At 61.6% G+C, this 23,920-nt stretch carries 25 protein-coding genes and 1 pseudogene; 10 read left to right on the plus strand and 16 right to left on the minus strand.

The genetic code is table 11. The features are described from left to right. Window positions 1–14 precede the first annotated feature (14 nt). Window positions 15–1,190, minus strand: coding sequence for an FMNH2-dependent alkanesulfonate monooxygenase (gene ssuD, locus ACK9YZ_RS09785; protein WP_416066424.1), 1,176 nt, complete (start codon window positions 1,188–1,190; stop codon window positions 15–17). A gap of 79 nt (window positions 1,191–1,269) precedes the next feature. Further along, window positions 1,270–2,235 (minus strand): aliphatic sulfonate ABC transporter substrate-binding protein, encoded by a 966-nt coding sequence (locus tag ACK9YZ_RS09790; protein WP_416066425.1) that lies wholly within the window; start codon window positions 2,233–2,235, stop codon window positions 1,270–1,272. 265 nt (window positions 2,236–2,500) lie between these two features. On the opposite strand from ACK9YZ_RS09790, the gene ACK9YZ_RS09795 reads away from it, so the two are divergent. Further along, window positions 2,501–3,370 (plus strand): NAD(P)-dependent oxidoreductase, encoded by an 870-nt coding sequence (locus tag ACK9YZ_RS09795; RefSeq protein ID WP_416066426.1) that lies wholly within the window; start codon window positions 2,501–2,503, stop codon window positions 3,368–3,370. Between the two features lie 13 nt (window positions 3,371–3,383). Further along, window positions 3,384–4,064, plus strand: a complete 681-nt coding sequence (locus ACK9YZ_RS09800) for a DNA alkylation repair protein (RefSeq protein ID WP_416066427.1) — start codon at window positions 3,384–3,386, stop codon at window positions 4,062–4,064. A 105-nt stretch (window positions 4,065–4,169) separates the two neighbouring features. Here the strand turns inward: ACK9YZ_RS09800 and ACK9YZ_RS09805 are convergent, their stop codons facing one another. The 5 genes from ACK9YZ_RS09805 to ACK9YZ_RS09825 form a co-directional block, all read right to left on the minus strand. After that, window positions 4,170–5,102, minus strand: coding sequence for a LysR substrate-binding domain-containing protein (locus ACK9YZ_RS09805; protein WP_416066428.1), 933 nt, complete (start codon window positions 5,100–5,102; stop codon window positions 4,170–4,172). Between the two features lie 444 nt (window positions 5,103–5,546). After that, window positions 5,547–6,575 carry a porin gene (locus tag ACK9YZ_RS09810; protein ID WP_416066429.1) on the minus strand — a complete coding sequence of 343 codons (1,029 nt, stop codon included), beginning with the start codon at window positions 6,573–6,575 and terminating at the stop codon, window positions 5,547–5,549. 869 nt (window positions 6,576–7,444) lie between these two features. Then, a complete protein-coding gene (locus ACK9YZ_RS09815) occupies window positions 7,445–7,933 on the minus strand; it encodes an Lrp/AsnC family transcriptional regulator (RefSeq protein WP_007816294.1) in 489 nt (162 codons plus the stop codon). A gap of 71 nt (window positions 7,934–8,004) precedes the next feature. Continuing rightward, entirely contained in the window at window positions 8,005–8,646 is a 642-nt protein-coding gene (locus tag ACK9YZ_RS09820) for a uracil-DNA glycosylase family protein (RefSeq protein WP_416066430.1), read from the minus strand. Further along, window positions 8,646–9,191 carry a thermonuclease family protein gene (locus ACK9YZ_RS09825; RefSeq protein WP_416066431.1) on the minus strand — a complete coding sequence of 182 codons (546 nt, stop codon included), beginning with the start codon at window positions 9,189–9,191 and terminating at the stop codon, window positions 8,646–8,648. The genes ACK9YZ_RS09820 and ACK9YZ_RS09825 overlap by 1 nt, the downstream gene beginning before the upstream one ends. Window positions 9,192–9,297: 106 nt before the next feature. On the opposite strand from ACK9YZ_RS09825, the gene ACK9YZ_RS09830 reads away from it, so the two are divergent. Further along, the gene (locus ACK9YZ_RS09830) at window positions 9,298–10,833 is read left to right on the plus strand and encodes a sensor histidine kinase (protein ID WP_416066716.1); all 1,536 of its coding nucleotides are present in this window, start codon (window positions 9,298–9,300) and stop codon (window positions 10,831–10,833) included. A 13-nt stretch (window positions 10,834–10,846) separates the two neighbouring features. Here ACK9YZ_RS09830 and ACK9YZ_RS09835 read toward each other — a convergent pair whose 3' ends face one another. Together ACK9YZ_RS09835 and cobT are read right to left on the minus strand one after the other, a co-directional pair. After that, window positions 10,847–11,227 (minus strand): diacylglycerol kinase, encoded by a 381-nt coding sequence (locus ACK9YZ_RS09835; protein ID WP_216758411.1) that lies wholly within the window; start codon window positions 11,225–11,227, stop codon window positions 10,847–10,849. 105 nt (window positions 11,228–11,332) lie between these two features. Then, on the minus strand, window positions 11,333–12,349 hold the full coding sequence (gene cobT / locus ACK9YZ_RS09840; protein ID WP_416066432.1) for a nicotinate-nucleotide--dimethylbenzimidazole phosphoribosyltransferase: 1,017 nt from the start codon (window positions 12,347–12,349) through the stop codon (window positions 11,333–11,335). A 174-nt stretch (window positions 12,350–12,523) separates the two neighbouring features. Between cobT and ACK9YZ_RS09845 the strand changes: the two genes are divergently transcribed. The 3 genes and pseudogenes from ACK9YZ_RS09845 to ACK9YZ_RS09855 all read left to right on the plus strand — a co-directional run bounded on the left by ACK9YZ_RS09845 (window position 12,524) and on the right by ACK9YZ_RS09855 (window position 14,217). Beyond that, window positions 12,524–13,303 carry an adenosylcobinamide-GDP ribazoletransferase gene (locus ACK9YZ_RS09845; RefSeq protein WP_416066433.1) on the plus strand — a complete coding sequence of 260 codons (780 nt, stop codon included), beginning with the start codon at window positions 12,524–12,526 and terminating at the stop codon, window positions 13,301–13,303. Between the two features lie 18 nt (window positions 13,304–13,321). Then, window positions 13,322–13,408: pseudogene (locus ACK9YZ_RS09850) on the plus strand (DUF1289 domain-containing protein); the annotation flags it as partial. A 110-nt stretch (window positions 13,409–13,518) separates the two neighbouring features. Beyond that, window positions 13,519–14,217 carry a TIGR02281 family clan AA aspartic protease gene (locus ACK9YZ_RS09855; protein WP_416066434.1) on the plus strand — a complete coding sequence of 233 codons (699 nt, stop codon included), beginning with the start codon at window positions 13,519–13,521 and terminating at the stop codon, window positions 14,215–14,217. A gap of 182 nt (window positions 14,218–14,399) precedes the next feature. Here the strand turns inward: ACK9YZ_RS09855 and ACK9YZ_RS09860 are convergent, their stop codons facing one another. Beyond that, window positions 14,400–15,371 (minus strand): alpha/beta fold hydrolase, encoded by a 972-nt coding sequence (locus ACK9YZ_RS09860; protein ID WP_416066435.1) that lies wholly within the window; start codon window positions 15,369–15,371, stop codon window positions 14,400–14,402. 146 nt (window positions 15,372–15,517) lie between these two features. Between ACK9YZ_RS09860 and ACK9YZ_RS09865 the strand changes: the two genes are divergently transcribed. Next, window positions 15,518–15,955, plus strand: coding sequence for an Rrf2 family transcriptional regulator (locus tag ACK9YZ_RS09865; RefSeq protein WP_416066436.1), 438 nt, complete (start codon window positions 15,518–15,520; stop codon window positions 15,953–15,955). 53 nt (window positions 15,956–16,008) lie between these two features. Here the strand turns inward: ACK9YZ_RS09865 and ACK9YZ_RS09870 are convergent, their stop codons facing one another. Continuing rightward, entirely contained in the window at window positions 16,009–16,635 is a 627-nt protein-coding gene (locus ACK9YZ_RS09870; RefSeq protein ID WP_416066437.1) for a TetR family transcriptional regulator C-terminal domain-containing protein, read from the minus strand. A gap of 106 nt (window positions 16,636–16,741) precedes the next feature. On the opposite strand from ACK9YZ_RS09870, the gene ACK9YZ_RS09875 reads away from it, so the two are divergent. Beyond that, window positions 16,742–17,599, plus strand: a complete 858-nt coding sequence (locus ACK9YZ_RS09875; RefSeq protein WP_416066438.1) for an MBL fold metallo-hydrolase — start codon at window positions 16,742–16,744, stop codon at window positions 17,597–17,599. Between the two features lie 48 nt (window positions 17,600–17,647). Here the strand turns inward: ACK9YZ_RS09875 and ACK9YZ_RS09880 are convergent, their stop codons facing one another. Further along, window positions 17,648–18,100, minus strand: coding sequence for a pyridoxamine 5'-phosphate oxidase family protein (locus ACK9YZ_RS09880; protein WP_216758419.1), 453 nt, complete (start codon window positions 18,098–18,100; stop codon window positions 17,648–17,650). Between the two features lie 185 nt (window positions 18,101–18,285). Here ACK9YZ_RS09880 and ACK9YZ_RS09885 point away from each other — a divergent pair, with 185 nt between their 5' ends. Then, window positions 18,286–18,666 (plus strand): DUF4180 domain-containing protein, encoded by a 381-nt coding sequence (locus tag ACK9YZ_RS09885; protein ID WP_416066439.1) that lies wholly within the window; start codon window positions 18,286–18,288, stop codon window positions 18,664–18,666. 43 nt (window positions 18,667–18,709) lie between these two features. Here the strand turns inward: ACK9YZ_RS09885 and ACK9YZ_RS09890 are convergent, their stop codons facing one another. Further along, on the minus strand, window positions 18,710–19,696 hold the full coding sequence (locus ACK9YZ_RS09890) for a squalene cyclase (protein ID WP_416066440.1): 987 nt from the start codon (window positions 19,694–19,696) through the stop codon (window positions 18,710–18,712). Between the two features lie 175 nt (window positions 19,697–19,871). Here ACK9YZ_RS09890 and ACK9YZ_RS09895 point away from each other — a divergent pair, with 175 nt between their 5' ends. Further along, on the plus strand, window positions 19,872–20,795 hold the full coding sequence (locus ACK9YZ_RS09895) for a LysR family transcriptional regulator (RefSeq protein ID WP_416066441.1): 924 nt from the start codon (window positions 19,872–19,874) through the stop codon (window positions 20,793–20,795). Here ACK9YZ_RS09895 and ACK9YZ_RS09900 read toward each other — a convergent pair. The 3 genes from ACK9YZ_RS09900 to ACK9YZ_RS09910 form a co-directional block, all read right to left on the minus strand. Then, a complete protein-coding gene (locus ACK9YZ_RS09900; protein WP_416066442.1) occupies window positions 20,758–21,495 on the minus strand; it encodes an SDR family oxidoreductase in 738 nt (245 codons plus the stop codon). The two genes, ACK9YZ_RS09895 and ACK9YZ_RS09900, sit on opposite strands and share 38 nt — an antisense overlap. Window positions 21,496–21,608: 113 nt before the next feature. After that, window positions 21,609–23,006 (minus strand): chromate efflux transporter, encoded by a 1,398-nt coding sequence (gene chrA, locus ACK9YZ_RS09905; RefSeq protein ID WP_416066443.1) that lies wholly within the window; start codon window positions 23,004–23,006, stop codon window positions 21,609–21,611. A 1-nt stretch (window position 23,007) separates the two neighbouring features. After that, complete coding sequence (locus ACK9YZ_RS09910) at window positions 23,008–23,823, minus strand: chromate resistance protein ChrB domain-containing protein (protein ID WP_416066444.1); 816 nt, start codon at window positions 23,821–23,823, stop codon at window positions 23,008–23,010. Window positions 23,824–23,920: the final 97 nt, after the last annotated feature.

Raw genomic sequence — 23,920 nt, forward strand, 5'->3', positions numbered from 1 at the left:
AAAATCCGGCTCGATCAGGAGCCGGAAACGACCTTCAGGTTGCCGCCATGGCTGCCGCCGGCGAAAACCTTCTTGCGGCCGAACTCGTTGTTGAAGCCGAGCCGCTGTTCGTCCCTCTCGATGCCGAGTTCCGGGAAGAGCAGTTCGGCGACGCGATAGGCTTCTTCGAGATGCGGATAGCCCGAGCCGATGACCGCATCGATCCCGACCTCCTGATATTCCCTCAGGCGTGCAGCAACAGTCTTCGGCGAGCCGACGAGCGCAGTGCCGGCACCGGCGCGCACCAGGCCGATTCCGGCCCAGAGGTTCGGAGAGACTTCGAGCTTGTCGCGGCGGCCGCCGTGGAGCGCTGCCATACGCTTCTGGCCGACCGAGTCCGATTCCTTGACGAAGCGCTCCTGCGCCTCGGCGATCGTCTGGTCGTCAAGATGGCGGATCAGGCGGTCAGCGGCCTCCCATGCTTCCTCGTCCGTCTCGCGGACAATGAAGTGCAGGCGGATACCGAAAGAGACCTCGCGACCCTTGCCGGCTGCTGCTGCGCGCACCTTCTGCACCTTCTCGGCAACCTGCGCCGGCGGTTCGCCCCAGGTCAGGTACTTGTCGACGCGGCCGACGGCGAAATCGATACCGGCATCCGAGGAGCCGCCGAAATAGAGCGGCGGGCGCGGCGTCTGCACCGACGGAAAGCCGAGCCGGGCTTCGGTCGCCTTGATATACTTGCCGTCATAGCTCGCCACACCCTTTTCCAGCAGTTCCTCGAAGACATGGAAGAACTCGTCGGCATGAGCATAACGCTCGTCATGCTGCAGATGGATGCCGTCGCCGGCAAGCTCGCCCGGGCTGCCGCCGACCACGATGTTGAGCAGCAGGCGGCCGTTGGAGATGCGGTCGAGCGTGGTGGCAAGGCGCGCATAATAGGCCGGCGATGCCGTGCCCGGACGGATCGCCACAAGGAATTGCAGCCTCTCGGTCCTGGCGGCCAGCGCCGATGCCATCACGAAGGATTCCTCGCAGGCGACACCGGTCGGCAAGAGCACGCCGGAGTAGCCGAGCCGATCGACCGCCTGGGCGATCTGCGTCAGATAGCCGATTTCAGGGGCGCGGTTGAGTTCGGTGGAGCCGAGATAGGTTCCATCACCGGATGTCGGGATGAACCAGAGGAAATTGATCGGATCGGATGAAGCGGTCATGAGCGCGTTCCTTGTTATTGATATCTGAAATCAGCGGCATCTGATGTCAGCCGATATCGTGACATAGGCTATAGAAGGGTCAGCTTGCCTTCGGACGCCAGACGATATCGCCGGTCGTGAGCTTCTTGGGCACGATGCCGAGATTGTAAAACTCGTCGGCAAGCGCCTCCTGATAGGCGGCCGCCGCTTCGGTCACGGTCGTCACGCTGCCGAGATCGGCGCCAGGGCGCTGCAGCGCCACCCGCGTGATGTCGGCCGGCACGCCTGTGATCTCCGAGAGCTCCTTGACCGTGGCATCGAGATTGTCCTGCGCCGAGCGGCCGACTTTGGCGAGCTCGTCGAGCACGTTGACGATGACGGTGCCGTTCTCGTCGGTGAAATCCTTGTTGGCGAGGAAGAAGCTGTAGGAATCGACGATGCCTTCCGCCGTCGTCAGGATGCGTGTATCCGGATCGGCCTCTGCGATGGCGAGATAGGGATCCCAGATCGACCAGGCATCGATGCTGCCATTCTTGAAGGCAGCCGCGGCATCCGGCGGCGCAAGATCGACCTGCTGCACATCCTCGGGTTTCAGCCCCACCTTACGCAAGACCTTGACCGTCACGTTATGGGCGCTGGAGCCGCGCTTGAAGGCGACTTTCTTGCCCTTCAGATCCTCCAGCGTCTTGATCGGCGAATCTCTGCGCACGAGAATGGCGGAGCCCGCCGGACTGCCACGGTAGATGCCGACATAATAGAGCGCGCCACCCGCCGCCTGCGCAAAGAGCGGTGGCACGTCGCCCGTCGCGCCGAAATCGAGCGCACCGGCGCCGAGCGCTTCGAGCAACGGCGGGCCTGATGTGAATTCCGACCAGCTCACCGTAATCCCCTGATCGGCAAGCCGCTTCTCCAGCGCCCCACGGCGCTTGGCAAGCGCCAGCACGCCATTCTTCTGCCAGCCGATGCGGAACTCCGTTGCTGCAGCATGCGCCAGCCGAACGGACGGCAGAATGGCGGTGGCGCCTGCTGCCGCAAAAAGCCCCAGCGTTTGTCGACGTGTGATCATCACTATCCCCTTTTCTGGCGAATCCGCGCTCCTGCTGCGCTGGCCTGCCTGTTTCGATGGTGTGATGATGATTTAGTCTATAAATTAGATCGACAATTAAAATTATCATATTCGCGATATCTGAGACTTTCCCGACCCCGTTTTGTCAGGCTCGGAGAAATTTTGTTCTAAGAGAGGCCGCTTCTCCTTGGTCGGTGGCTTTCCGTCATCAGCCGTTTCCGCTAATCCTCGGAGCCTGTTTGCAAGCGGTCATGGAGAACAGCATATGGCGAAAGTCGCTTTCATCGGTCTCGGCGTCATGGGTTTCCCGATGGCAGGCCATCTGAAGATTAAGGGCGGCCACGACGTCACCGTCTATAACCGCACGGCCGAGAAGGCCGCCGCTTGGGCCGAAAAATTCTCCGGCAAGTCCGCCCCTACCCCGGCTGAAGCCGCCGCCAGCTGCGATTTCGTCTTCGTCTGCGTCGGCAATGACGACGATCTGCGTTCGGTAACGACGGGCGAAAACGGCGTGCTGAAGACGATGAAGCCCGGCTCCGTGCTGATCGACAACACCACGGCAAGCGCCGAAGTCGCTCGCGAACTCTATGAAGCTGCCAAGGCAAAGGGTGTCGATTTCATCGACGCTCCCGTCTCCGGCGGCCAGGCGGGCGCTGAAAACGGCGTGCTGACCGTCATGTGCGGCGGCGATGAAGCCGTGTTTGAAAAGGCAAGACCCGTCATCGACGCCTATGCCCGCATGGTCGGCCTCATGGGGCCGGCAGGGTCCGGTCAGCTTACCAAGATGATGAACCAGATCTGCATTGCCGGCATCGTCCAGGGTCTCGCCGAAGCCGTACATTTCGGCAAGCGCGCCGGCCTCGACATCGAAAAGGTGGTCGACGTCATCTCCAAGGGCGCGGCCGGCTCCTGGCAGATGGAAAACCGCCACAAGACCATGAACCAGGGTAAATATGATTTCGGCTTCGCCGTCGATTGGATGCGCAAGGATCTCGGCATCGTGCTGGCGGAAGCCCGCAGCAACGGCGCCAGGCTGCCGCTGACGGCCCTCGTCGACCAGTTCTACGGAGATGTCCAGGCGCTTGGCGGCAACAGGTGGGATACGTCCTCGTTGCTGGCCCGCCTCGAAAAATGACTGGCTCTCCAGAATGATTGCCCCTTCTTCGAGCGCAGCGGATCTGATCGCGCATCTGCAGACGCTGCGCTCCGAGAACAATATCGCCGGCATGGCGCGTTTCGGCATCGTCACCGACACCGCCATCGGCATTTCTAATCCCGATCTGCAGAAGATTGCCCGGTCGGCAAAGAAGGATCACGTCAGGGCGAAAGAGCTCTGGGCAAGCGGCATCCGGGAAGCGCGCATGCTGGCGCTCTATACCTTCGAGCCGAAGAGGCTGACGGCCACCGAGGCCCGCACCCTCGCCGCCGACTTCAATTCCTGGGAGATCGTCGATTGCGCCGCCGACCTCTTCATCGAGGCGAACCTTGACGCACTCATCCCGAACTTTGCCGCCGATATCAGAGAATTCGTCAGGCGAACCGCCTTCGCCATGATCGCCGGTGCCGCAGTGCGCCGGAAGACGGACTCGGACCAAAGCCTGCTTGCCTACCTGCCGCTGATCGAAGCCCACGCGACAGACCCGCGCAACTTCGTCCGCAAGGCGGTCAACTGGGCACTCCGCAATATCGGCAAGCGCAATCGTGCCTGCCACGCTCCGGCGCTGGCCCTTGCCGAACGCCTTGCAGCAAGTACAGACAAGACGGCCCGCTGGATCGGCAAGGATGCTGTCAGGGAATTGACGGGAGAAAAGCTGCTCGCCCGGCTCTAAAGCACGTCGCGACCTCCAAGATTCGCTCGCCGTGCTTTAGATCTTTGTTTGTACGCGTGTCGTTATCGCAAAACCGCGCACACTTTTGCGCGCCACGCTTTAAACCTACTGCGCTGCGATCGCCGCATTTGTCGTAACGATCTGATGCAGCTTGGATTTCTCGACCAGAAAATCGATCAGCGCCCGCACCGCCGGCGGCATGCCCTTGGTCGTCGTGAAGACGAGATAGAACTGGCTCTCCACCGTCTGCCACTCCGGCAGCACGCGGACCAGCCGGCCGGACTGGATATCCGCCGCGCAGGCATGTTCGAGAATGAGCCCATAGCCCACACCCGCGCGTGCGGCATCGAGGATCGCCGTCATGCTGCGGCAGGTGAGCCGCGGCTGGTGGCGCACGACCTTCTTCTCCCCATCAGGACCGACCAGTTCCCAGGTATGGAAGGACATCCAGGTGGTCATGGCGAGTGTCGGCGCATTGCCGAGATCGTCGACGCTGCCGAGTTCGCCCATGCGCTCGACAAGCGAGGGACTGGCGACAAGGATGCGCCGCGCCCGATCGAGCTTGCGCATGGTCAGGCTCGTCTGCGTTTCCGGCTCGTTGGCTGCCCGCACTTCGACATCGATACGCTCGTTGATGAGGTCGGTACGCCGGTCGGAGCCGATGATCTGCAGCTTGATCTTGGGATAACGCTCCAGAAATTCGGGCAGAACAGCGCCGAGCGAAATATCGACGAGACCAAGCGGGCAACCCATGCGCACGATCCCCTGAGGATCGGACTGGGCTTCCGTCACGATCGATTTGGCGCGATCGGCTTCCCTCAGGATCGTCTGGCACTGCTCGTAGAAGGCTTGGCCGATCTCCGTCACCCGGAAGTGACGCGTGGATCGTTCAATCAACCTTGTGCCAAGGCTATCCTCCAGCCGGCCGACGCGCCTGCTGAGTTTGGAACGGGGTATCTTTAGGGTTCTACTTGCGGCGGCAAACCCACCACTAGAGACGACGGCTGCAAAATAGAAGTAATCATTAAGATCGTCCATAATCGAAACCTACCCAAGAGTAGCAATGAATGCCAGCCCGTCCGAAAGGGCTTATATCGTGCCATCTGTCACGTTACAGTCACATTATCGGCACTGAATCCGGAAAATGAAACCGATCCAAGGTGCGCTTTTCAGGATGATGACTGCACAACGACGGCGTACGTATCGCGCCATGAAATTGAGCGCGGGTGATCGGAGGAAACGAATACGCCGATAGCTTTTAAATGTGCTCGATATCAGGAAAATTCCTGAGAAAAACCTGCTGGACATAATAAGACCGGTGAGCGTGACGGCGCTCCTGGCTTCTCAGCGGTTTTCAACTGCAAAGGACTGGCCCAGCAGGGAAAACCGGACCAGTCCCTCGTTACTGATCGGAGGTCATTCTGATCAGAAACTCGTGGGTTGGGAACCCCCGGCACGAAGCCGGGGGATCCGTCGTTCAAATTAGAACGAGCGCTGCAGACGGAAGTAACCGGTCGTGACGTCGTCGCCATCTTCCGGATCCAGGTACTGGACGGAAGCCTTGGCGTAGAAGTTGTCAACAATCTGGTAGTCAACCGTCAGACCGACCTTCCAGGCATCGCCGAGACCGTCGAAGTCGTCCGGAACATCAGAGTCGCTGCCGAAGTAGTTACCGTAGTACTGAACGCCGGGGGTGATCTTCAGCTTGTCGGTAGCCTTGATGGCGTACTCGGCAGCAACTGCCCATTCAGCGATCGAGTAGTAGGAGTTCGGGCCGCTGGAGTAAACGCCAGCGAGGCCGAGCGTGCCCGGGCCGATTTCAACCGTACCCATTGCACGGATTGCGCCGTCTTCGTTGTCGAAGTCGTAGCCGCCGGTGACCTGGTAGCTGAAGGCGCCAGCCGTGCCGCCGATGCCGAAGGCAACGCCGACGTTGTTCGGCTCTTCGCCAGCCTTGAAGACACCGTCTTCCAGTTCATCGACGCTGAGGCCAGCGTAGAAGGAACCGGTTTCGTACTGATAACGGAGCGAGTTATGCAGCGTTACGTTGGAGCCGATGTCGTCCGTTTCGCCGGAGAGACCATCGTCCCACCAGGAGTAGAAGAGACCAGCGCGGAAGCCCGCGACGTCGAGGTAAGCGGAGTCGAGGATCGTGTCCTGGTCCGTCGCGTTGTCAGCGTTGGCCTGGAGGACGATCACACCGGTGAGCGGGCCGTATTCGGTGTCGCTCTTGGCCGTGAACTGAACCTGACCGCGGGTAACCGCATCCCAGCTCGAGTCGTTGTCGCCGCCGGCGCTCGGGCCGACGTTAACCTGGAAACGGATGTAGCCTTCGATCTTCAGGCAGGTTTCCGTGCCCGGGATGTAGAAGTAGCCGGTGCCGTAAGCGTCGCAGACGCGAACGTACTCAACCGGCTCCGGCTCGGCAGCAACGATTGCGTCTGCTGCGAGTACCGGGGTCGATGCAGCAAATGCTGCTGCCGACGCAAGCAATACCATCTTGATGTTCATTGTAGAATTCCACTCCTTTGTCGATCGGGACTTTCACTCTGTCTCCGAAGATCCAAAGCCGACCCGTTTGAACAGCCTCACGGCGTGCGGATCGATCGAACCGCCGAACGTTCATCCCACAGACATCTAACTGTAGCAATTCGTGAACCGTACCAACCCACAGCCGGAGCATTCTTTCTGCGCCAGGCGTGGTTTTTATACAACAATTTCAGAGAGATGGATGGTTAACGCACGAATGCCGCCGCGATAACCGATGGTTCTCGCAAGCGGCCGAACTAATCCTCCCAAAGCACCGCAAAAATGGAGCAAAGCTCGAACAATTTCGCGAAGCAACCGAGCTATAGCGCCGGCTAAGGACTATATAAAGATCGGAGATTGGGACATGGTGTCCTGAAATCGAACCTAATGGTGCAGATAGCGACCATCAATCGATTTGGGGCCTACTTTGTGTTGTATAAACAACCGCAAACACGCGTTATGGTGTCGCTTAAACGTTTCGCCAAGGGCGCAAAAAAATCGTGTACAGCGCGATATTGCGCTGCACCGGCATTACAAAAGTGTCCCAGATACCCCCGGACCACCTCTTGAACCAGCGCCCGTGCCTCCCAACACCAAGGCCAGTTCATGACACGCGTGGAATTCGCATAGTTCCATGACAGGAAGATTACAATTTGGAAAGGTTTCGCGCCGCCGTCAAGTTGCTTGTGCTTCACGAGCACTCTTCGGACTCACGGATGAATTCCTGAGTCTCCCTGCGCAGCTTGCCTGCGCAGATTGTCTACCGTGAGATTCGGCTCCCTCGCCGGAGCGGCGCGATTCGCTCGCGCCTGCCCGAAATCACGTGCGCTGTATCAAGGTGCCTGCCCTGTTCAGTCCTCGTTGGACTTGGCGTTTTCAAGAAGCATGTAGTCGAGCGGCAGCTGCGTCGAATACTTGATCTGCTCCATCGCGAAAGCAGACGATACATCGCGAATCTCGATCTTGGCGATCATCCGTTTGTAGAAGGCGTCATAGGCGGCGATATCGGGTACGACGACGCGCAGCAGATAGTCCACATCGCCGCTCATGCGGTAGAATTCGACCACTTCGGGGAATTCCGCCACGACCTCGGAGAAGCGGCGCAGCCACTCGATCGAATGGGTCGCGGTGCGGATCGACACGAAGACCGTGACCTTGGTGTTGACTTTTTCCGGATCGAGAATCGCCACCCGGCGCTTGATGACGCCGTCTTCCTCCATCTTCTGGATACGCCGCCAGCATGGCGTCGTCGAAAGCCCGACCTTCTTGGCGAGGTCGGCAACGGCGAGCGTCGAATCTTCCTGGAGCAGGCGCAGTATCTTCCGGTCGAGGCGGTCCATGCGAAACGAAGTCCCTTTCGAATTTATTTTCTTTGTATAGCGCGATTCCGGCCGACGAAAAGAATTTTGTTTCAGAAGACGAGCATTTTGATTCGCCGGCGCAGTTCCGGCAACAGCTCTTCCTCGAACCAAGGATGCCGCTTCAGCCAGCCCGTATTGCGCCAGCTCGGATGTGGCAGCGGAAGAATGGCAGGCTTGCCCGGTACGGTAAGAGTGCTGCGCCAGGCCTGCACCGTCTCGGTCATGTTTTCGCGCCTCGCTGCGCCCATGTGCCAGGCCTGCGCATAACCACCGACGGCAAGCATCAGCTCGATCTGCGGCATGGCCGAAAGCACGCGCTCCCGCCAGATTGGTGCGCATTCGCGCCGCGGCGGCAGGTCGCTCCCCTTGGCATCATAACCCGGGAAACAGAAGCCCATCGGCACGATCGCGAATCGATCCCGGTCGTAAAAGGTCGGCCGGTCCACCTGCAACCATTGCCGAAGCCGGTCGCCGGAAGCATCATCGAATGGGAGCCCGCTTTCATGCACGCGCAACCCCGGCGCCTGACCCGCGATCAGCACACGGGCGCGCGACGAGAGGACGGCAACCGGCCGCGGCTCGTGGGGCAACCGGTCCTCGATCCCGCGCAGCGGCGCATCGCGACAGATCCGGCAGGCAGCGATCTCGGCCCGCAGCCCGTCCAGCCGCTCCTCGTTCGATGCACCGTTCACTACCATCCCGTCCATTCGCCGATCAGCCGTCGCAAACCCGAGCTTTCATGCCGGGCCTGATCCCTGACATCGCGCGGCATGTCGAAACGGCCGGCCCAGAGCCCGAGCTTTTGCGCCCTCGCCTGCCCTTCCTCCTGCCGGTAGCTGCCATAGGAAACCGCCATCCCGGAGGCCACCATGCGCGCATTGATATTGCCGGCATTGTTCTGGCACGTGACCAGCAACCGGTTGTAGCGATCGCGCTCGTTTCCGCCGCATTGCGTACTGTTGTCGGAAACCAGCTGCTGCAGCGTGTGTTGGGCCTGCCTGCCGCACGCCCAATCCTGCCCGGCCCGCTCGCAAGTCTGCGACAGTTCCGGGGCATCGATGCCATCGAGCCGCATCCGCTCGCCGTCGAGAACGAGGCTGTCGCCATCGGCGGCGTGAAAAGCACCCCGGTGCCGGATGTCGGGCCTGTCATTAAGCTTGGCCGCAATTAATGCAACGAGAGCAAGAAAAGCCAGGGCGGTTGCACCGTCTCGGGTCAACACAAGAAGCCGTGCCACGCTTTTGCCTCCTTGCAAAACAAACCCTTGGCAAAGATGGCAAACATCTTCTTAAGACTTTCCGGTTAAGCTCTTATTCATTTGCGGGACAAATTTCAACGTGCACATGAGTACCGGCGTCAGCACATCGACCGACAAGATCATTGTCGACAAATCGCGCGGCCACCGCAACAAGGCGGTTTCCAAGGCCGTGCGGCAGACGCGCGAACGCCTGCAGTCCGGCCATGCCCCCAGCTCTGCTTTCGACCGTGACGTACTGCACATGTATATTACTGCAGTGCTGCAGGGCGCGGCGATCATGCCGCTCTTCATCATCATCGTCGCAGCACTCGGCACCTATTTTACCGAGGATGCGAGTCTGTTCTTCTGGGCGTTGCTGACGCTGACCTGTCACGCCGTCAATATTCTTCTGGCCCGCCGTGCCCGGAATCGGGAAATTACCGCAGAGACTGTGCGCCGCTGGCGCAACCTGTTACTGGGCGGCCAGTTCCTGATCGGCTGCTGCTGGGCGATCTTTGCCCTGCAGAGCTGTTCGGCCTGCGAACCTTCGGGCTTCACGCTCTACAAGGGCGCTAGCCTGTTGATCGCGCTGTCGGTCACGACCATGTCGAATTTCATGCTGACACCAGCCGTACTCGTCGGCTTCGCGCCTGCCGTCGTGGCGCTTGCCGCCAAAAGCGGCCTGTCGCGCGATATTCTGGAACTCAGCCTGGCCGCGGTTTTCACCACGACGGTGGTCTTCTTCAATTACATCAGCGACCGGCTCTTCCAGTTCAGCCTGAGGATCCTCTCCTTCCAGTCGGAAAAGGATGATCTGATCGCCGAGTTGGAAGTGGCGAAATCCATGTCCGACGAGGCCCGCCGACGCGCCGAGGAAGCAAACCTCGCCAAGTCGCGCTTCCTCGCCTCCATGTCGCATGAGCTGCGTACGCCGCTGAATGCCATCCTCGGCTTCTCCGAGGTCATGTCGGCGGAGGTCATGGGGCCGCTGGCAAATCCGACCTATAAGGAATATGCCGGCGATATCCATCGGTCCGGCCAGCATCTGCTCGATCTCATCAACGAAATCCTCGATCTTTCGCGCATCGAAGCCGGCAAGTACGAGCTGAGTGAAGAGGCGATCTCGCTGCTCGATATCACCGAAGACTGCATCGGCATGGTGCAACTTCGGGCACGCGCCAAGAACATCACCATCCACGATCAGGTCGAGCGCCAGCTTCCGGCGATCTGGGCGGATGAGAAATCCATGCGCCAGGTCGTGCTTAATCTTCTTTCCAACGCCGTTAAATTCACACCCCAGGGTGGAGAAATTAACGTCAAGGTTGGCTGGACGGCCGGTGGCGGCCAGTACATCTCGATCAGGGACAACGGCCCCGGCATTCCCGAAGACGAAATCCCGGTGGTGCTGTCGGCTTTCGGTCAGGGCTCGATCGCCATCAAGAGCGCCGAACAGGGCACCGGCCTCGGCCTGCCGATCGTCCAGGCGATCCTTGCCAAGCATGACGGCCAGTTCATCCTGAAATCCAAGCTGCGCGAAGGCACCGAAGTCATCGCCATCCTGCCGGCCAAACGCGTGCTGCAGAGCATCCCGGCCGTGGAAGAAGCCCAGCCGGTCACCAAGAAGCGCCGCAGCTTCGCTTAGTCGTCTCACCTTCCTAAAAGAAAAGATGCCTGATGACGACGAAACCGAGATAAAGGCAGCAGGCGGCAATCATGCAGGCCACGGCGAAGGAGCCGAGATCCTTGGCATGTTTGCCGACGATGGAAATCTCCGGTGAAATCCGGTCGATCACTTCCTCGACGGCCGTATTCATCGCCTCGATGGAAAAGAGCCCGAGGAAGAGTATCGTCGTGACGACGAATTCCGTGGCATCGGCGCCGACGAGGAGAAGCATGATAAGCGCCGCGACAAAGAAGCCGAGCTCCTGTCGGAAGGCCGATTCCCTGAAGACCCGCAGGAAACCTGCCCAGGAATAGCTGGCCGCAGCCACGAAATGGCGAAATCCCGTTTCCTTGGTCACGGCAGGTTTCGTCAAAGGCGCCTCGTTTCCTCCACGCCGGTCTTTTGCCGACGCTTTCATTTATCAGCGGATACGCAGATACCGTTTCCACGGTCTCAGCGCAAGCAATGCGCTGCCGCATCAATGCTTGCCGGAAACACCGGCCTGGCTGAAGGTCGCCATGCCGGAATGGCAGGCGGCGGCCGCCTTGACGATACCGGCGGCCAGCGCCGCACCCGTGCCTTCGCCAAGCCGCATGCCGAGCGCCAGGAGCGGCGTCTTGCCGAGCTGTTCGATGGCCCGCAGATGGCCGGGCTCGGCCGAAACGTGGCCGATCAGGCAATGGTCGAGCGCAGACGGGTTGGCAGCCCGCAGGATCGCGCCGGCAGCGGTTGCCGTATAACCGTCGATCAGGACAGGAATACGCTCCATGCGCGCCGCAAGAATGGCGCCCGCCATCGCTGCAATCTCGCGCCCGCCGAGCCGGCGCATGATCTCGAGGGGATCGTCGAGGTGATCGCTGTGCAATTCAACCGCGCGCTCGACGGCATCGATCTTGCGCTCCAGCATCTCGCCTTCCGAGCCAGTGCCCGGACCGACCCAGTCGCGCGCCGTGCCGCCATAAAGCGCATAGTTGATCGCAGCCGCGATCGTCGTGTTGCCGATGCCCATTTCGCCGATGCAGAGCAGGTCCGTGCCGCCGGCAATCGCTTCCATGCCGAAGGCCATGGTGGCGGCGCAGTCGCGCTCGGTCAATGCTGCTTCCTGGGTGATGTCGCCGGTCGGGTAATCGAGCGCCAGGTCGAAGACTTTCAGGCCGAGATCATAGGCGACGCAGATCTGGTTGATCGCCGCCCCGCCGGCCGCGAAATTCTCCACCATCTGCTGTGTCACTTCAGGCGGGAAAGGCGTGATACCCTGCCGCACGACACCATGATTGCCGGCGAAGATCGCCACCAGCGGCCGGTTGACGGCAGGCGGCCTGCCCGTCCAGGCGGCGAGCCAGAAGGCGATCTCTTCAAGACGGCCAAGCGCCCCCGGCGGCTTCGTCAATTGCGCGTCGCGTTCGCGAGCAGCGACCAGCGCGCGGGCATCGGGCCCCGGCAGGTCGCGAAGAAGGGCGCGAAAATCGTCGAACGGCAGGCCTGAAACGCTCATCTGAATGGCTTTCCTTGTATTCTTGTCTTTTCCCGGCAAATCGGGTTCCTTGCGTGGCGACTCTCTTAAAGCGACCGGCTCTGGCTCACAACTCAAAAAGCCCGAAGACGACAGTCACCCGAGAAGACAAAAACGCCGCAGGAGAGACGGGGACCGAAGAGAATGATCCCAGGAATGATAAAAGCCATAGTGGTCGATGCCGCGCGCGCCGTGGCTTTCCTGAGCCGCATACCCATGCCGCCATGGCTGTTTGCCGGCTATGACGGCAAGCTTGGCCGGTTGGTCCGCGTCTTCCCTGTCGCCGGTCTCCTCATCGGCGCCCTGCCCGCCCTCGTTTTCCTCGTGATGCTGGCGTTTCGCACCGACCGGCTGATGGCGGCTTTCGTGGCACTCGCCGTGCAGACGATCCTGACCGGCGCGTTGCATGAGGACGGGCTTGCCGATACGGCCGATGGTATCGGTGGCGGCAAGTCGCGCGAGCAGAGCCTTATCATCATGAAGGACAGCCGCATCGGCAGCTATGGCGCCATCGCCCTCATCCTCTCTTTCGCACTCAGGGCGTCCGCCCTTGCAGCGATCGCCCGTGAAGCATCGCCCTTTGCCGCCGCCCTTGCCATTCCCGCCGTTGCCGCCCTCAGCCGTGGAGCGATCGCCTGGCACTGGCAGCGCCTTCCCGCCGCAAAGCCGGACGGGCTCGCGGCTTCCGCAGGAAGTCCCGCCGAGGTGACGATGCAGATAGCCCTTGTCACGGCAGGTTTTGCGACGGCAATCCTCATCTGGCCGGCGCTCGGTCTTCAACCGCTCGTCTCGGCTCTTCTAGGCGCAGGCCTTTCCGCTCTCGCCTTCACCTGGTTCGTCCGCCGCAGGCTTGGCGGCCACACCGGCGACACGCTCGGCGCCACCCAGCAGATTTGCGAGGTCGCAGCCTTCTGCGCCCTTGCCATGGCCCTCTGAAATCCCGATATATCGCCCATGCGAACACCCTGCATCCGCGTATGCTCCCTGGATCCTCTCACCGGTCTCTGCGCCGGATGTGGCCGCACAACGGATGAAATTGCCGGCTGGATGCGCTTTTCCGACGAGGAGCGCGAAACCATCATGGAAAATCTGCCCGCCCGCCTCGCCGCCCCTGTTTCCGAATCGACGAAAACCCTGGAGACGACAGGCTGATGCGCCTCATCCTCCTGCTTGCCGTCATCGGCATCGGCCTTGCCGTCCTGCTCTTCAACAGCGACCAGAGCCGCATTTTCGGGCTGGCAAATGACGATTTCGGCCGCTTCGTCTACCTGCTGCCGATCGCCCTCATGCTGTCAGCCGGCATCTGGGGCAGCCGTCGAAACATAGGCCAGACCCTGCGGCAATTCATGATCTGGCTCGTCATCATCCTGGCGCTCGCCACTGCCTATCTCTACCGGCAGGATGCGCTCGGTGTCGGCAACCGCCTGCTTGCCGGCCTCGTGCCCGGCCGCGCCGTCGTCGTCACGACCAGCGAGGGGGGCCAGGAAGTCATCGTCCACAAGATGCTGAACGGCCATTTCGAAGCCGAGGTCTCGGTCAACGGCCAGTCCGTGCCGATGCTGGTCGATACCGGCGCCAGCATGGTGGCGCTCTCGCATGAGGATGCGCTGCGCATCGGCATAGACCCGAAGCAGCTCACCTACTCAATGACCGTGATGACTGCCAACGGCCGCGCCCGCGCCGCCCCGGTTACCCTCGATCAGGTGGCGATCGGCCCGATCGTGCGCAGCAATGTCGCAGCAACGGTTGCCGAAGACGGCAGGCTCGACCAGAGCCTGCTCGGCATGAGTTTTCTGGAAACGCTGGGCTCTCTGCAGATGCAGACGGATGAGCTGCGGATGCGGGACTGACAACCGCATCTGCCTTGCGGCATCGGCCCCGGCATCTTCCAGACAATCGCCGACGACCGAACCGGCAGCCAGGAACTGATCGCCGTTCTCCACCGGATGCTGGAAGACAAGCACTAAGCATCGGCCCGAAATCGAATCGATTTTCGGAAAGCCTGATGCGTATATTCAAAAGAGAGAGCCCGTCACAGGCCCCGCACGAAATCGATCATTGCGCGGCTGACGATGTCAGGCTGCTCCTGCGGCAGCCAATGGCCCGCACCGGGCACGAATTGTGTCGTTCTCAGGCGAGGCGCGAGCGCCGGCATCGCTGCGATGATCTCCCGCATGCCGGGGATCGCAAGGCCCGTATCGCGTTCGCCGGCCATGAACAGCGCGGGAATCTCGACCTTCAGCCCATTCAGAGCCTTCTGCAATTCCCAGTTCCGGTCGAGATTGCGGTAATAGTTCAGGCCGCCGCGAAAGCCCGATGCCTTGAATGCGTCGACAAAGACTTGGAGATCGGATTGCGGCAGCCAGCCGGGAAGTGTTTCGCTTTCCGGCAAATCGGCAAGCAGACCCGATGCGCGCGACACCATCCCGAAGGGATTGGGCGTCCCGTCGCCCGGCAGCCGCGGGCCCGCCTCACCGCCGGCGGCGCCGTAGATCTTGCGCAGCGTCGACTCCACGTTCCGCTCGAATTCGGCTTCCGCCACTCCCGGTTTCTGAAAGTAGAGCACGTAAAGCAGGTGATCCGGCGTCTCCGGAAAGATCTTCGTCGGCGGCACGGGCGGCTGGCCCATGAGGGGCACGCTCATGGCGACAACGCCGCGGAACCGGTCCGGGCGCATCAGCGCCGCCTGCCAGGCTACCGTTGCACCCCAGTCATTGCCGGCAATAACGGCCTTTTCCTCGCCAAGCGCATCGACAAGCGCCACCATGTCGGCTACGAGATCGAAGACCGTGTAGGCGCCGATCGTTTCCGGGCTTTCCGTCCGGCCATAACCACGCATATCGGGCGCCACGGCATGGAAACCCGCTTCGGCAAGTGCGCTGACCTGGTGGCGCCAGGCATGTGAGGTTTCAGGAAACCCATGGCAGAGCAGCACCAGCGGCCCCTGGCCGACCTCGCAGATGTTCATCCTCAAGGTTGCGGTTTCAATCATGCGCTGCTGCATCTCTGCCTCCTCGATATCAGGGCTGCTGCACCCGGAAAAATCGCATCCGGGCGGTGTTGAATCTTTCATTCTGTATCTTTTTACGTTACGGAAAACAGGAGTCAATAGACCGTAACAGTATTTGTTACGCTATGCGGAGAGCACAGATGCGGCAAGACGGAAGACTGGCGCGGATGATCCATGTTCTCGTCCACATGGGATTGCTGGGCGGCCGGGAAACGAGCGAGCGTATCGCTCAGATGCTCAACACCAACCCTGTCGTCGTTCGCCGCACCATGGCGTCGCTGCGCCAATACGGCATCGTCGAATCGGAAGGTGGCCGCGGCGGCGGCTGGTCGCTGACGAAGCCGCTTGCGGACATCACCATTCTGGATGTGCAGCGTGCCTTGCAAGGTGAAACGATCCTCGATGCGCCGCTTTCCAACGATCACCCATCCTGCCCTGTCGAGCGCGCCGCCAATGCCAAACTCCAGCGCGCCTTCGAAAGCGCCGAACAGACGCTGGAACGGGAATTCCAGAAGGTGACGCTGGCCGAAATCGGCAAGATCGCCGTGGTTTCAGCCGGAGCCGGAAAGGCTGGCTGATTAGCCGAAACAATTGCCGGCAAGCTCACAAAAGATGACGGGCACCTCCCAATTCAATGCGCCCTGCCATGCAGCAATGTGTCGAAGACCATTTGCTTGAATGCCTCGAGCGGCGCCGCGCTGCGCTCGGCGCGCATTCGCAGAAGCGCTCCCTCCCAGCTGTTCAGGATGAAATCCGCAAGTGTATCGGCAGGCAGGTCGCCAGCAAGCGCGCCATCCCTCTGGGCTTCAGCCAGGCAAGCCGCGATCACCCCGCTCCAGCGGCGAAAATGTGCTGCCACATGCTGGCGGATCAATTCGCTATGGTCGACCGTCTCGGCGCTGAAATTGCCGAGCACGCAGCCCTGCACAAATCCTCTCAAGGCGAAAGAAGCGGCGCGGTCGTCGAAATAGGCTTTGAGCCGACGAAGCGGCGGTTTGTCGGCATCGGCAAGAAAGCCCGTGAGCCGGGCAAGCGCCTGCTCGGAATAACGATCGGAGACCTCCGCGCCGAAAGCCTCTTTGCTGTCGAAGTAATTGTAGAAAGAGCCCTTTGGCACGTTGATGTCGTCGACGATCTTCTGGATGCCGGTCGCGGCGAATCCATTGGCATGGATCTCTTTCAAACCCGCCTCGATGAGTTTTTGCCGCGTCTGCACATTCGGCTTCGGACCGCGGCGGGCCGGCTTGGCTGCGTCCATTTTACCCTCTTGAACAATTATAGACGACCGGTCATATATTTATTGTCCTGCTGCGAAAATCAAGCGATTTCACTCCCTCACTCCAACTCTTCAGGAAATTGCCACCATGACTTCCAGCCCCTCCACTAGCCTACGCTACGATGTTCTCACAATCCGCCGCCCCGGCCTCAGCCGCGACGTGCCATCAGGCGATCCGTCTCTCCAATGGGTGGCCAATTCCGCCACGCTGATCTCCGGCGAGCACGAGGCCGTGCTCGTCGATACCTTCCTGACCGAACCGCAGGCGAGAACCCTCGCCGACTGGGTGGAAGCGAGCGGCAAGCGGCTGAAGGCCATCTACATCACCCACGGCCATGGCGACCATTTCTTCGGCATCCGCACGCTGCGTGAACGCTTTCCCGATGCGAAGGCCTATGCCGTCGCTGATGTCGTGGAGGCGATGCGCCGCCAGAGTGCGCCGGATATGCTCGATGGTTTCTGGCGAAAACTCTTCCCCGGCGAAATATCGAAGACGCTTGAGGTCGCTGATGTCCTGCAAACACCGGAACTGGAGCTCGAAGGCCACAGACTGATCCCCATCGATGCCGGCCATACCGACATGTCGCGCTCCACCTGCCTTCACGTACCCTCAATCGGCCTCATCGTCGGCGGCGACGTGGTCTATAACGGCATCCACTGCTACCTCGGCGAAACCACACGCGAGAGCCGTCAACACTGGATCGAAACGCTCGACAGGCTGAAAAAGCTTGAACCCAAAGCCGTCATCGCCGGCCACAAGATCCCCGAAAATTCCGATGATCCTGGCATCATCGACGAGACGCAGCTATATCTGCGCGATTTCAACCGGATCGAACTGGAGACGACGACAGCGCGTGAATTGTTCGACGCCATGCTGGCGCTATATCCGCACCGCGCCAATCCGGGCTCGCTCTGGGGCGCAGCCAAGGTCGCGAAAGGCGCCTGACCCCGCTCATTCGCCCCGGGCTGCCGGGCGTTTGCGCGGCATGCCGTATCAGACCGTGACGAGATCGGCGTGCCCGAAGCCCTTGGAATAATCGAGCACGGAAATCACCTTCGGCACGACACGGAAGATGCAGATCTGATCCCGCGTCGGCATTGAGATCGACAGACCTTCCTGAGCCGGATATTTCGCCGGCATGAGACGCAACACCCTGTCCGCCTCGTCAGGGTCTTTCACCTTCTCCGCATGCGCCGCCATCGACAGGCCGGTGATTTCCATCACCTGGCCGGCATCCGGGTTGATCGTCAGCGACACCCTGTTGTCGCGCGCGATGTTGGCGGCCTTCTGGCTGTCCGGACCGCAGAGGAAATAGAGCGTCAGCCCGTCATTGACGTAACCGACCGTCGTCGCCTGCGGCCAGCCATCCGGCCGCAGCGTCGCAACGCTCATGATGCGCTGGCCGTCCAATATCGCCTGGATCGTCTTCCTGATCGCCTCGTCCATGGATGCCTCCATTCCGCTTGATGACGAAACAAGCCTGTCTCCATGACCCACATCAGGCATTGACGCATATCAACGGAAAACCCATGTCCCAACCGGACAGACGGTCGTAGCGATCGACACGCCGTCGAATAGGATAGCCTGGACGTCTATTTCCAGACAGTCCGCCGAAACGAGAAGGATATTCCGTGCACCCCGACATCAGGCTTCTCCACGGCTTTCGCCTGCTTCTCCGCAATCCGGATGGTCCGCGGCTGACTGCCGACAGCGGCTTCAACGACCTGATCGGCCATGCCCTCGGCGAAGCCGTCGATTGGGTTGTGCTGCCGGTCGAACGCCTGCCCGAGGGTTTCCTGAACCTCCGCTCAGGCATTGCCGGCGCCACGATCCAGAAATTCGTGAACTACCGGCTGCGCCTCGCCATCATCGGCAATATAGACGCCGGGCTTGCCCGCAGCAACGCACTGCGAAGCTTCGTTCATGAGACCAATCGCGGTACGGATTGCTGGTTTCTCGATACGATGGAAGAGTTCGAGACCAGGCTCTCGGCTTTCAGCACACCGGCCTAAGTCACAGTTTTATCGTGATAATGCGGGAATCCAATGGGCAGCATTACGTAAGGGAAGCCGTCCAGCCATCCCACCATTTCAAGACGCGCAGCGCCCTGAGCGTCACCCAGCGGGAGGGCTCTCCCTCGCCGTCATCCATCACGAACCAGGCCCTGCCGGACAAGCGCCAGTCGAGCGGCCATCTCCCATCCTCCAGTCGCCGCGAGCGAAGGTATTCAATTGCCTCCGTCAACCGCATATCAGGTGTCGCTCCTGTCAGCAGGCTTGACGCGCGAAAATAATCGAGCGCCCGCAGCACATCGAAGCGCCAGCGGTTCGGATGCAGGAACTGCATGAATTTATCATCGACGGGCTCGCCATTGCTGAGCCGGCGCATGAGATGCCGCGCCAGCAGATAGTCCTCTCCCGACCGTCTTGCCTCGCGCGATTCCTCCGTGCCGCCGGTCGCCCGCTCATATTCCAGCAGTCCCTCCAGCACATTGATCGTCGTGTGGAAGGACGAGCGCACCGAGCCATTCGCCCGCTCGCAGTTCCAGCCGCCATCGGCCTGCCGTTCGCCAAGCAGCCTCTCGACGATCGGCGAGACATCGACGCCGAAATAGGCGCCGTCGCCAACCGTGCGGCCATTGATGCATTCCTCCACCTCACCCTCCCAGAAGGGCTGCCCACCCTCATCCCAGCGGCAATTGGCGCCGATGAGCGCAACGGTTCTCTTTGCGCTCTCTGAGCGCGGATCGAGCCCGAATTCGCGAAGCTGCGTCAGCGCGAAATTCGTCGCCGTCCAGGGCTGGCCGGTCGCCTGCCATTCCTCGCGGGTAAAATCGCTGGGCACGAAGGAGCCGCCTGCCCATTGCCCGTCCGCATCCTGATAGGACAGTAGCTCGGCACCCCACCCTTCCCGCTCGACCTGCTGCCGCTCGGCGGACCAGACAGGCTCCGGCGCATCGAAGAGATCGCGCAGCACCTGCCAGCGGATGGCCGGGTCGGAGGCCAGCAGCCAGTCGATCACGGATGTCTCTGAGGGTGGCATCGGCAAGGCTCCCTTTTGCTTGCAAATACCAACGCAGCTTGGCCAAACCCATGGCTGTCGTCAACATCACTGGACCCGGCGCGGAGGTGACGCCCAGCGGAGAGACTCCCTCTTCGCTCCTCCGCCTGATATAGGCAGGGCGTGCCCATCCTTGTCATGGAGCACGGAGCCCAGGATGAACCCACGACAATTGAAGACCTTCCTTGCGGTCGCGAGGCACTGCAATTTCACCCGCGCGGCCAGCGAGGCGAACCTGGCCCAGTCGAGCCTCAGCGACCAGATGCAGGCGCTCGAAGAGGAATTGGGCGTCCAGCTTTTCGAACGCTCCCGGCAGGGTGCGACGCTGACACCGGCCGGTGACACGCTGAAGGCCTATGCCGAAGAGATCCTGGCTCTGAACGACGAGGCAGAGGCGGCGATCCGAGCAACCGCCGGCCTTTGCGGACAATCGCTTGCAATCGGCACGCTTGAAACCATCGCGGCGGAGAAACTCGCGCCCTTCTTGTCGCGCTTTCGCGAGACGCATGCCGATATCAGCCTGACGCTGAAGATCGCCGGCAGTGGCGAGTTGCCGCAACGGCTGGAAGATGGCTCGATCGATATCGCCTTCACCTTTGATCGCGGAGAACGGGACGAGCGCTTCATGACCCGCCTCATCTCGCGGGAGCCGCTGGCCCTCATCGCGAGCCGCAATAACGGAGCCACACCGCCCGAGGGCCTCGCGGACCTGAGCCATATGCCGTTCATCGCCACGGAAACCGGCTGCGTCTATCGCCGCCTCTTCGATACGGCCTTCACCGAAGCAGGCATTGCCGCACCTGAGATCGTCACCCAGGCCGACAGCATCCAGACGATCATCCGCCTCGTTGCATCAGGCGCCGGTTACGGTCTTGTTCCACGTCTGGCCGCCGCCCCGGCTGCCGAACGCGGCGACGTCGTGGAGATGTCCTGGCCGGGCGACACTCCAACGGCTTCGCTGATCATGCTGTGGCGGCGCCGGCGCGTGCAGCCGCCGGCGCTTTCCTCGCTGCTGGCTGCAGCCGTTGAGGCTTTCCGGCCTGTCAGACCAGCCGATGCCCGCCTTCGACGTGCAGGATAGTGCCTGTCGTAAAGCCGTTACCGATCAGGAAGCGGATCGCATCGGCAATATCCTCAGGCCTGCCGACACGGCCCGCCGGCAGGCGTTTGGCCATCGCTTCCAGCGTCGCCTGCTTGGTGTCACCGGCAACGAAACTCCAGATCGGCGTATCCACCCATCCCGGCGACACTGCGTTGACGCGAAGAGGCGCAAGCTCCACCGCCAGCGCCCGCACCAGCCCTTCCAGCGCTGCATTGACGGCAGCAACGATCGAACCCCGCGCCGTCGGCCGATAGGCTGCCACGCCCGCCGTATAGGTGATCGACCCCGACGGCGGCAGGCGGGGTGCGCCGTATTTGGCAAGCAGCAGCGGCCCGTAGAACTTGCTCTCGACCACCCGCTGCGCCGCCGAAAGCTGGATATCCGGCAGAAGCTGGTAAGCTCCCTCGATATCCGCCGCCGTGCTGACGATATGATCGACCGGCCCGCAATCGCGGAAGAAGGCAGCGATCTCCTCCTCCCGCGTAAGGTCGAGGACGGCGGTCTTAAGACCCGAGGGATCGCCGAGCTCCCGCCGTGCCGCCGCAAGCCTCTCCGCACTGCGCCCCGCAATCGTCACGTCCGCCCCTTCGGCCAGCAACCGCCGCGCCAGCGCCAGCCCCATGCCGGAACTGCCGCCGATAATGATGATATCAGCGCCTTCGATCCTGATTTCGGTCATCTGCCGTCTCCTTCTTGGTTGGGAGAGCAGATGCCCTGCGCCGGTCCGGAAGAAAAACGGAAGAAACCGATGATGCCATCGGTTTTCCCGATCACCCGGCTGCCGGCGATGCCTCAGACCGGCCAGAGCATCCCGGCGACGGCGCAGCCGAGCAGCACGGGAATGACCGCCAGTTTGAACCGGAAGATCGCAACCGCTGCCGCAAGGCTCAGCAGCAACGATGGCAGCGATAGCGACGTCCAGACGGGCAGCTCGATCGAGAATGGCCCAAGGCTGTGCACTTGCGCACTCCGGAAAAGGAAGTGCAGGCCGAACCAGATCGCCAGATTGAGGATGACGCCGACCACCGCCGAAGTGATGGCCGACATCGCGCCGGCAAGTGCTGCATTGCCGCGCAGCTTCTCGATGAAGGGTGCGCCAAGGAAGATCCAGAGAAAGCAGGGAACGAAGGTCACCCATGTCGTCAGGATGGCGGCGAGCGTGGCTGCCGTCATCGGAGAGAGGCTGCCGGGATCGCGATAGGCGCCCATGAAGCCTACGAATTGGAGAACCATGAGCAGCGGGCCGGGCGTCGTCTCCGCCATGCCGAGACCATCGAGCATTTCGGTGGGCTTCAGCCATCCGAAATGCTGGACGGCTTCCTGCGCGACATAGGCGAGCACGGCGTAAGCGCCGCCGAAAGTCACCAGCGCCATCTTGCTGAAGAACACGCCGATCTGCGTGAAGATATCGCCGGGTCCAAGAAAGAGATGGAGCAGCAGCAGCGGCAGCAGCCAGAGCACCAGCAGCACCCCCGAGATCCTGAGCGACCAGCGAAGATTCGGTCGCGCATGATCGGGTATGTCTTCCCCGAGCAGCGCGTCGGCATCGGACAGCGCCGGGCCGCCGGCTGCTTTGTGCCCGCCACCGCCCTGAAATAGGCGGGAGCCCGACTTCGATTCCAGGAAGCCTGTCATGGCGGCCGCCAGGATGATGACGGGAAAAGGCACATGGAAGAGGAAGATCGCCAGGAAGGCGGCTGCCGCGATCCCGATCATCGCCCTGTTCTTCAGCGCGCGGCCGCCGACCCTGACGACCGCCTGAATGACGACGGCAAGCACGGCGGCCTTCAGGCCGAAGAACAGGCCCTCGACGACATCGACGTTGCCAAGGGTCACGTAGAGGTAGCTGAGCGCCAGGATGGAGAGGAAGCCGGGAAGCACGAACAGGATGCCAGCGACCAGACCGCCGGCAGTCCGGTGCATCAGCCAGCCGATATAGATGGCAAGCTGCTGTGCCTCCGGTCCCGGAAGCAGCATGCAATAGTTCAGCGCATGCAGGAAACGCTGCTCGCCGATCCACCTCTTCTCATCGACGACGATGCGGTGCATGACGGCGATCTGCCCCGCAGGTCCGCCGAAGCTCAGGGCTGCAACGCGCAGCCAGACGCGAAAGGCTTCGCCGAAGGTGACGCCATGCGGGTTTGGTGACGCGCCGGTATCGGGCGTCGCATGGGTAACGGCACTGGTCACGTCAGCCTCCCTTTTTCGCGGAAGGCCAGTTGTGCGTTTCGTCTGTAGCGTCGCGGCACCAGCGATAGAAGGCATCGTAGAGCAGCATGCCGGCATCCAGCTGCTTGAGATCGTCGACGAACATGCGCGACAGGCCGAGCGAAGCGGCCAACAGCCCGGCCGCTTCGGGGGCAAGGTCCGGCCTGGCGGTATCGGCGCCGCGAACGATGGTTGCGAGCCTCGACAGCGGCCCCGACGCAAGGCCGAATTCATCGACCATCACATCGAAGCTGCAGAGCTCGCCGCGATGGCTCCAGAAGACCTCCTCGATGTCGAAGGGTACGGCGCCGAAGCGGTCGGCAACCATCAAGACGTCCGATGTCGGCACGAAGAGAAAGACGGCCGAGGGATCGACGAAGCGCCGGATAAGCCATGGGCAAGCGATACGGTCGATCTTCGGGCGCGCACGTGTGACCCACACGGTCCGTCCCTGCCTGTCGCGCGGCGGCAGCCGATCGACCGGCACAGCCGCGCCGCCCGAGCCTATCCAGGCCTCGAAACCGCCTTCCAGCACCTCCGCCACACCGCCGGCATGCCGGATATAGGCAGCGACGCCGTGGCTGAGCTTGCCGCCCGCCCGGCAGACGACCACCACGGGGCTGGTGAAGCCGCCTGCCCATTCGGTGACATCGATGTGGGATTTGCGGATCGAGCCCGGCACGAGCCTCGGATCGCGGGTGAAATCCTCGTCGGTGCGCACATCGACGATAACAGGCGCATTCGGTGTGCCGATGATGCGAGCGAGTTTGTCAGACGATATTTCAAGAAATGACGGCATGACGCGTCCCTCCGTTGTTCGGTTTCATGGACGCGATTCTTCGGCATGTCGCCTCGTGGGGTGATCGCAACCCCATATGGTTTTTATGCGCGCCGTC

It is taken from the genome of Rhizobium sp. ZK1 (genome assembly GCF_047782645.1).
In the GTDB taxonomy this organism is placed as follows: Bacteria; Pseudomonadota; Alphaproteobacteria; order Rhizobiales; family Rhizobiaceae; genus Rhizobium.

Excerpts from the sequence above, each read along its gene's own strand:
- ssuD (WP_416066424.1), bottom strand. The coding sequence starts at position 1,190 with ATGACCGCTTCATCCGATCCGATCAATTTCCTCTGGTTCATCCCGACA.
- ACK9YZ_RS09790 (WP_416066425.1), bottom strand. The coding sequence starts at position 2,235 with ATGATCACACGTCGACAAACGCTGGGGCTTTTTGCGGCAGCAGGCGCC.
- ACK9YZ_RS09795 (WP_416066426.1), top strand. The coding sequence starts at position 2,501 with ATGGCGAAAGTCGCTTTCATCGGTCTCGGCGTCATGGGTTTCCCGATG.
- ACK9YZ_RS09800 (WP_416066427.1), top strand. The coding sequence starts at position 3,384 with ATGATTGCCCCTTCTTCGAGCGCAGCGGATCTGATCGCGCATCTGCAG.
- ACK9YZ_RS09805 (WP_416066428.1), bottom strand. The coding sequence starts at position 5,102 with ATGGACGATCTTAATGATTACTTCTATTTTGCAGCCGTCGTCTCTAGT.
- ACK9YZ_RS09810 (WP_416066429.1), bottom strand. The coding sequence starts at position 6,575 with ATGAACATCAAGATGGTATTGCTTGCGTCGGCAGCAGCATTTGCTGCA.
- ACK9YZ_RS09815 (WP_007816294.1), bottom strand. The coding sequence starts at position 7,933 with ATGGACCGCCTCGACCGGAAGATACTGCGCCTGCTCCAGGAAGATTCG.
- ACK9YZ_RS09830 (WP_416066716.1), top strand. The coding sequence starts at position 9,298 with ATGAGTACCGGCGTCAGCACATCGACCGACAAGATCATTGTCGACAAA.
- cobT (WP_416066432.1), bottom strand. The coding sequence starts at position 12,349 with ATGAGCGTTTCAGGCCTGCCGTTCGACGATTTTCGCGCCCTTCTTCGC.
- ACK9YZ_RS09845 (WP_416066433.1), top strand. The coding sequence starts at position 12,524 with ATGATAAAAGCCATAGTGGTCGATGCCGCGCGCGCCGTGGCTTTCCTG.
- ACK9YZ_RS09855 (WP_416066434.1), top strand. The coding sequence starts at position 13,519 with ATGCGCCTCATCCTCCTGCTTGCCGTCATCGGCATCGGCCTTGCCGTC.
- ACK9YZ_RS09860 (WP_416066435.1), bottom strand. The coding sequence starts at position 15,371 with ATGCAGCAGCGCATGATTGAAACCGCAACCTTGAGGATGAACATCTGC.
- ACK9YZ_RS09865 (WP_416066436.1), top strand. The coding sequence starts at position 15,518 with ATGCGGCAAGACGGAAGACTGGCGCGGATGATCCATGTTCTCGTCCAC.
- ACK9YZ_RS09870 (WP_416066437.1), bottom strand. The coding sequence starts at position 16,635 with ATGGACGCAGCCAAGCCGGCCCGCCGCGGTCCGAAGCCGAATGTGCAG.
- ACK9YZ_RS09875 (WP_416066438.1), top strand. The coding sequence starts at position 16,742 with ATGACTTCCAGCCCCTCCACTAGCCTACGCTACGATGTTCTCACAATC.
- ACK9YZ_RS09880 (WP_216758419.1), bottom strand. The coding sequence starts at position 18,100 with ATGGACGAGGCGATCAGGAAGACGATCCAGGCGATATTGGACGGCCAG.
- ACK9YZ_RS09890 (WP_416066440.1), bottom strand. The coding sequence starts at position 19,696 with ATGCCACCCTCAGAGACATCCGTGATCGACTGGCTGCTGGCCTCCGAC.
- ACK9YZ_RS09895 (WP_416066441.1), top strand. The coding sequence starts at position 19,872 with ATGAACCCACGACAATTGAAGACCTTCCTTGCGGTCGCGAGGCACTGC.
- ACK9YZ_RS09900 (WP_416066442.1), bottom strand. The coding sequence starts at position 21,495 with ATGACCGAAATCAGGATCGAAGGCGCTGATATCATCATTATCGGCGGC.
- ACK9YZ_RS09910 (WP_416066444.1), bottom strand. The coding sequence starts at position 23,823 with ATGCCGTCATTTCTTGAAATATCGTCTGACAAACTCGCTCGCATCATC.